Annotated in this window: 3 protein-coding genes and 2 pseudogenes; 2 read left to right on the top strand and 3 right to left on the bottom strand. The window is 67.7% G+C overall.

The genetic code is table 11. The annotated features are described in order from the left end of the window. Positions 1–1,065: 1,065 nt before the first annotated feature. Positions 1,066–1,233 (bottom strand): DUF6760 family protein, encoded by a 168-nt coding sequence (locus ACWGJY_RS32635; RefSeq protein ID WP_453264489.1) that lies wholly within the window; start codon positions 1,231–1,233, stop codon positions 1,066–1,068. Beyond that, positions 1,230–1,694: pseudogene (locus ACWGJY_RS32640) on the bottom strand (hypothetical protein); the annotation flags it as partial. The gene ACWGJY_RS32635 and the pseudogene ACWGJY_RS32640, both read right to left, overlap by 4 nt. Before the next feature lie 1,311 nt (positions 1,695–3,005). On the opposite strand from ACWGJY_RS32640, the gene ACWGJY_RS32645 reads away from it, so the two are divergent. Then, on the top strand, positions 3,006–5,012 hold the full coding sequence (locus ACWGJY_RS32645) for a hypothetical protein (RefSeq protein ID WP_453264490.1): 2,007 nt from the start codon (positions 3,006–3,008) through the stop codon (positions 5,010–5,012). A 122-nt stretch (positions 5,013–5,134) separates the two neighbouring features. Further along, positions 5,135–5,566 (top strand): annotated as a pseudogene (locus tag ACWGJY_RS32650) (hypothetical protein); the annotation flags it as partial. A 262-nt stretch (positions 5,567–5,828) separates the two neighbouring features. Here the strand turns inward: ACWGJY_RS32650 and ACWGJY_RS32655 are convergent. Beyond that, positions 5,829–7,109, bottom strand: coding sequence for an MFS transporter (locus tag ACWGJY_RS32655; protein ID WP_453264491.1), 1,281 nt, complete (start codon positions 7,107–7,109; stop codon positions 5,829–5,831). Positions 7,110–7,292 lie beyond the last annotated feature (183 nt).

The raw sequence follows: 7,292 nt of genomic DNA on the forward strand, positions 1-7,292 counted from the left end.
CTTCTTGTGTCACGACCGGGTTGCCTGGTTGTCCGACCGCGGTAGGGGGGATTGCGAGGGTGGTGGGGAACGGCATGCGCGGCGCATCGCTCGTGGCACCGGTGTTCAGGCCGCCCTGCCCTGTGTTGTCCCTTGTTGCGTGCCCGGGGAAATGGGGCACGGGAAGGCCATCCGTACCGGGCATCGCCGCACCGTCCGCGCCACCGGTGTGCCCTGTGAACGGCGGCAACGCCACAGGAGCCGTTGCATTCGATGGCATGGAGGGCAGAATGGTCGGCGGATTGCCCAGCGGGAAGGACTGGCTGCGGGGCGAATCCGCCGTATGCGGACCGTCAGTTGTTGTGGCGTGGCGCGTGGGTATCGTCGGCAGACCGACGAAACACTCGGCAGCCGTGGGTAAGTCGGCCGGGCGCGGCGAGATGGTTCCAGCCGCCCACTCCGCCGGCGCGGTCCGGGCTTCCTGACTGGTGAGGTACGTGGTCGTCCGAGCAGGTTCGCTCGAGCCTCCCTGTACGGCCGCGCCCTCGCGGCCAGGAGTACCGCCCAACACACTTGTCACCCTCTGAACCGCGCTGCGCCAACGGCTTTTGACGGTCCCCGAGGCGACAACCGGGACTGAAGCAGGTGCGCTTGTCACGGCGGCGGGATCTAAGCCCTTCCGGTCAGCCGCGACGTGGTCTACCGCCTGGGGCAGCGTCGGAGCAGCTCTACGCGCTATGTGCGCATCGGGCGCCTCACCAGGAGGGGGCGTGCTCCCAGGGAACGGCAGGCCGGCCGAGGGCCATGCCGATGCCTGGGCAGTGGGCCGTACGGTGCCAGGCCATCCGAGAATTCCTGGTCGGCCGGCCAGCGGTACGGCTCTCGGGACCAAGCGTCCGGTGGCCGTGACGGCGGGGGCTGGCCGCCAGGCCGCCAGATCCTGCCGGAAATCAGCGAGACCGCTGGTGGGCATGGTCGCAGTCCGGATCAGGCCGGTCGAAGGTACCGTTCGCCATTCCTCATGGGGTTGTCCGGGGCGCCCTGCGGGAAGGGGCGGCGGCGTGCGGCGCCACCACCGCAGCGTGATCACCGTGTCGGCCCGCCTTCGGCGAGAGCTGTGTTGATCCTGGCAATCTCACGCACCCATGCGCGCCGCTCCTCGTGCGGCAAAGCGAGGATGTCCGCATGCGCCCAGTGGAAGTGATAGGCGATATAGGCAGATTCCTCGCGGAGTTGGCGCGCAGGGTGCGTCATGCTTCCCCCAGGCGACCGCCGGCGGTGTGCCCCGGCGCGGTAAAGCTCGTACCGCAGGAGGGGCAGGCAACGGCGCCGCCCGCGGAGTCCAGGCCGTTGATGCGCCGGTAGAAGTCCTGGAGGTAGGCGAGGTCCGTGGCGAAGAAGCGTTCCACGAGGCCGGCGTGAATGTCCGTCAGCGTGCCCAGCCGGGTGACCACCAGGCTGAGCAGGACGACTCCCAGATAGGCCGGGTTCTCCCTGACGCGCTGGTCGATCAGGGGCGAAAGCTCGTCCCGTGCCGTGGCAAGCCGCATGGTGCCTTCGCGGTGCAGGGTGCCGTTGCCGTCGATGTAGCCGTGCGGCAGTTCAAAGGTGAACTCGGTCTGCAGCCGGGATCCGTTCTCCTGCATGATGGGGCGGTTTCTCCAGTGAGCTGGTGGGGCCGACCTGTTCGGCGCGGACGGTTGTGTTGTATGTGCATCAGTGAGGCTTGGCGGCGGTCACTCACCCGGCAGCCGGGGAGGCGACTCGACGCCGCGGGCACTATGCGGTTCTGTGGACGACGAAGCGCGCCCACCCCACTTCGCCAAGCGTGCAGTGGACCCGAGCCGGACTGCGCCTCGCATGTGCGACTTCGCTGTTCTGCAGACGCGGTGGAAGCTGCGCCCTGGAGTCAAGTGTCCCTGTCTGAAGGCACTTTACGGATCCGGTACGAGTCCGGAGCGTTGCGAACTCCGACGTTCGTCACGATGCCCCTCAGGCCCTTCCGATTGGCGCGGTCACACCCGACGGCATGCGGCAGCGAAGATATAGGAAGCCAGTGGCTGTTCCTGGTGACGCGCACAGCACAACCTCGGCCGGTCGCGATTCTGCCCCTCACTGTCACAGTACCCATCAAATCAGGCCATCCGGGCCGAGTGCCCGGATGACGCCAGAACGCGCCAGCCGCGGTGCTCAGCTCCTTGTTCGTGACGTCGCCGTTGCTAGCTGGCGCCCGCTCCGGACCTCTTGCCTTTCCCTGGCGTCAAGTGGAAATGTCGATCGCCGCCGGCGCGCTCCCGGCGGAGGACGCAGACGAGCACTTTGGCCGAAAGCCTGCGCGGATGATCTCCCGGTCCCGGTCCCGGTGCGCGATACCGCTTACGAGACGGTCTGGGGCAAGCCCCCTCGTCTGGTCCAATGGCCCCCGGATGTACAGGTACCGTGGGCGCTCGGCCACTTCCCTCGTCCAGGGGCGGACTTCGGACGATCGCCGTGCTGGTCCGCGATGTGAGGGCCGACTCAGGGCGATGCAGTCTCGGCGAGCCTGCCGACCAAGCGCATCGGCCTCACCTGCCGGCTCTCCGGTCTTGCTGGCACCGCGATGGCGGTTGTGCCCTGCCTGTACGTGGTGCTGTGAGGTTCGCTGGAGAGTGCTCTCAGCTAACCTTCCGAATCGTTGCGTAGCCTGTGAAGATGCCGGGACGCGGTGCCAACAGCCAGACCGGGAGTGGTAGATGCGGGTAGCGGGAAAGACCAGCGAGCCTGAGGCTCGGCGCAGCGCCGAGTCGGCGGGGAATGCACCTGCGCCCCGCACAAACCCTCAGCCTTACCCGAGCCGTGCCCCATCTCTGGGAAGCTCGGCGCAGATCACGACCCTCCAACGTTCCGTGGGAAATGCGGCGGTCGCCACGATGCTGCAGCGCTCGAATGTCCAGGACGTCCTTCGTCCGCCCACTCGCCCCCGGGATCTGGCTCTGCGTGACGACACGGAAGCCCGGGAAGCGGCGGGTCCGTCCCGCTTGGACCGCATGCCGACACTCAACCACGCTCTGAACCAGGTCACAGAAGGGCTCGGCAACGTCGCCGGGCTGGCCAGTGACCACGCCTCGCAGGTGGAGGAAGCGGTGCACGGCGCCCTGAGCCGCGCACTGGTGACTCTCGCCAACGAAGGCCCAGTGGCCTTCGCGCAACGCGCCGGCACCCAGACGACCCAGGCTGCCACGCAGGCCGCCGCGTGGGTCACGGAACTGCCCGGTCGCCGGGTCGCCGAGCTGCTGCCGCTCCCCACCCAGCTGTCCTCCCTGCTGCCTCAGCACACCGTCGCCGAGCTGCTGCGCACGGTCCCCGCAGCGGCTGCCCAGGCCGCCGAGGCGGTCCGTGGCGGTGCCGCCACGGCGGAGGAAGCAGTACATGACGCCTTGGGCCGCGCGCTGGTGACTCTCGCCAACGAAGGGCCGGCCGCCTTCGCGCAACAGGCAGGCACCTCTCTCGTGGAAGTCTCCCGCTGGGCGGGCGGCGCGTTGGTCCGGTTCCCCTCCGCAGCCCAGCAGGCCTTGCTCGAAGCTGTTCCACTCCCACAGTGGTGCACGCGACTGACACTGCGCTGGGCCGCCTCGTACGCCGCCGCGCACATCTACGGAGCCGCCCGCCAAGCCGGGCAGACCGCAGTCACGGTCGCGGGCGAACTCGGCGCGGAGGCCATGCGGATGATGGACACGGTGGATCAGGAGCTGCACCGGATCTGCGAACCCGCCGAGGCATCCCCCGAGCAGGACACGGCCGCCGGTCCCGCCGCCGCGCCGGAACCGACCGCGCAACAGGTCCGCGAGGCGCAGTTACGGGCCTTCCGGGCCACGCTGCTCGGTCTCGGCCTCGAAGAAGTCGAAGAACTCATCGGCCGGCTGACGACTGGAGCGGACCCTCTCGATGCGGACCGCCTGGCGGTGGCGCGGGAGTTCCAGACGCTCCAGTGGGCCGCCGTGGCCGGAGGCCCCGAGGCGTATCTGCGTGGTTTCGATGCCGAGCGCTCGCGACTGGGCGACAGGATCAGCGAGCTGCTGCACAAGCAAGACAAGATCACTCCGTCCCGCGTCCTTCCGTATGCGGTGCTCTCTCGGCGCTACCCCGAAAAGCATGCGCGGCAGGAGGCTGAACTCGCCGCGTTCCACGCCCGGTTGGCGGAGATCGAGGCGCTACGGGAAACCGTTGTGCGCGGCAGCCAGGAGATCGGCGTTCTGCTGACCCTGATCAATCACGTTCAGGGACCCAGCGCAACGAACATGAAAGTTCTCAAACCCCAAGAACTCGCCGCGTGCGAACAACTGCTGCAACAGGCGCTCGCCGACGCCAGGGGGGACGGTGACCCCGCTCGCCTGAGGGCTCTGCTCGACCGGGTGCGAAACGAACCGGACGCGCGATCGATGCTGAACGTGGTTCATGCGGAGGGCATCGTCGGGCTGTACGTGCGCAAGGAAAGGCATGACCGGCGGGCCGAGGACATTGAGGCCAGGCGGGCGGAGCACGCACCGGGCTGGCTGGAGTGGGCGGGCTTGCGCGAGCCCGACCCGGACCGCGTGGCGCTGGCCGAGCAGGGGGCGGGCCTGGTGGCCGAGGCACGCGCGATCTCCGCCGAATATGCCCGGCTGATCTCCCTCTATGAGTCGCCGGAGTACGCCCAACGCACCGCCCGCGCCGAAGCCGACCTGAAGACCATCCGAGACCACGACTTCCGCAGCATCTTCAACCAGGAGTACAAGGAAGCCAGCGACCGCGTGGCCGAAGCCCTCGTCGGGAAAAGCGACAAGCTGCTGCAGGCCGTGGACATCCTCTTGGACCGAGTGAAGGGAGACCACCCGGAAGGCCTCGGCAGCATCCCCACCACCTTCCTGGAGGGCCTCGCCGAATACTTCTCACAACTCGCCGCCGCAGCGGGCCCCTTCTACGACGCGCGCGACTTCGCGCTCCTGCTGCGTGAGGTGGAAAAGGAACTGGCAGCCCGGCGCGCAGGCTCGCAGGTGCCGGCGGGGGAGTCATAGCGGATTCGATCACGGTGGCGGTGATCATGCTGGCGGCACGGGCGGGGCCGGAGACGGCGATGCTCAGTGAGCCTCTTCCAAATCCTGGACGGCACGCTGCTGCCGAAAGTGAACGAAGCCATCTGCGGGAGGCCGGCATCGAGTACAAGCTGGCGGCAGAGGGCGAGGACCTCGGGCGCCTGGTCGCCGTCACCGATGATGCCCACAGCCAGCTAGTGCACCGCGCCCTCAATGACAGCCCGCCCGACAGTACCGCCGGCGTGCGCCACGCCATCGCGCTCTTCCGCGGACGAGACGCTTCGGTCGACAGCAAGAGATCGGCGATCTTCAACCTCGGTCGCATCCTCGAGGACCGGTGTGACCTCATCAAAGATCACCTTCTGAAGAAAGACGAAGGTGATCTGTTCCACGTCGCCAACCGCTTCGACCTACGCCACCGAAACGCGGGCCGGCAAAGCGAGTACGACGAAGCGTTCCTCGACTGGATCTTCTGGTGGTACCTCGCCACTGTGGAGCTCACCAACCGGCTGATCGCGACGCGAAGCCCTGCCTGACTCCCTGCTGACCAGTCGGCGAGACATGCGCGTTGCTCAACTGACCTGCGCACGATGCGTCAGCTACCAGTCCGTGAATGGTTTCTCCGACGGGCCGCCCTGGCGGACCGCAGCAGCAAGGACAGGACCATCACCTTGGCCTTCACCGGTCCCGGACCGCGACCCGAGCACCGCTCTTCCACTCCTGACGAAGCCGCATGTCGGCGTACGGACTACGTGCACGTGTACGCCGGCACCGCATCGCTGCAATCCGGCGGAACCGCTACGCGGAGGGACTATCCGTGGCCGGGGACGGAACCGCTTCGGTCGTGGGCGCTGGAACATGACCGGTGGAGATACGTGCCTTTCGCCATGGCAGGAGCAGCGCGCTCGCCATGCACAGCAGGCCGGCGATGAGCAGGGCGCCGCGTACCCCCGCTACGGCGGCGATGAGACCACCGACGATCACGAAGGCAGCCTGGCATGTCTTCGAGCCGACGGACCAGGAGGTGCCGACGCGGGACATGAACGCGTCCGGTGTGGCCGCCATGCGGTACGTGGTGAACGACGGGTTGAAGACCCCGGCTGAGAAGAGCAGGCCGAAGTCGGCGGCCACAATGACGAACACGCCGAGGGCACCGGAGGGCGTCAGCGGCAGCAGGATCGTCCACAGTGTGCGTGCAACACCTGACAGCAGCAGAATGCGACGCTGTCCGAATCGCCGGGTGAGCAGCGGAGTCAGGCGTGAGCCCAGCACGCCGCCCAGGCACGGCAGGCCCAGGGCGAGTCCGTACTGCCACGGTGCCAGGTCGAGGTCATCCAGCATGAGGACGGCCATCAGCGGTGATGCCATCATGACGGAGCCGCCAAAGAGCAGCGCGTTGAAGAACAGCGGCCGCAGTCCTGGGTGCCGCAGGAGGTACTGCCAACCGGCAGCGATGTCGCTGCCCAGGTGAGAGGTGGCGGCGCGTGCCGGTGGCGCGGGTTCAGGCTGCCGGATGCGATGGATACCCAGGGCCGATCCGAGGAAGGACAGTGCGTCGACCACCATCGTGGCTGCCGCGCCCAGTGCCCCGATCAGAAGCCCGCCGACGGGCGGGCCGGCGCTGACGCTGATCCAGTTGGTTGTCTCGAACAGGCTGTTGGCGCGAAGACGGTGCTCGGGCAGGACCAGTGCCTTTAGATGCGCCCCACTCGCCGCGTCGAACGCGACAGACGCCGCCGTCTGGAGAACGCCGACGACACACAGCTGGGTGAAGGTGAGCCTGTCGAAAGCCATGGCGACCGGAATGCTCGCCAGCATCACGCAGCGGGCCAGATCGGCGGTGATCATGACCGGCCGCTTGTACTGGTGCTCGATACGTACACCGAGCGGCAGAGCGATCACCGCACTGGCCACCGCAGACAACGCAGCGAGCAGAGAGACCTGGAACGCCGAGGAATCCAGTACCAGGAGGGCAATCAGCGGCAACGCCCCCATGCCGACGGCACTGCCAGCTGCGCTGACCGCGTAGGCGCCCCACAACCGCCGGAAGTCCTGCCCGAGCGTGCTCCGCTGTACCAACCGAACCTCCCGTGGTGTGAAGGTGCTCAGCGTAGTGACTTGGACCGCCCACCACCCCGTGATCATGCCGTCACCGGACGCACCTCAGGGGTCTGTAAAGTTAACGGTGGTTCTGGAGTTGTTAGTGAGTCAGCGGCGGGCGGCGGAGAGCCGACCGTCGAAGGTGATCTCGAAGGCGTTGAG

The organism is Streptomyces sp. NPDC054765 (assembly GCF_053612065.1).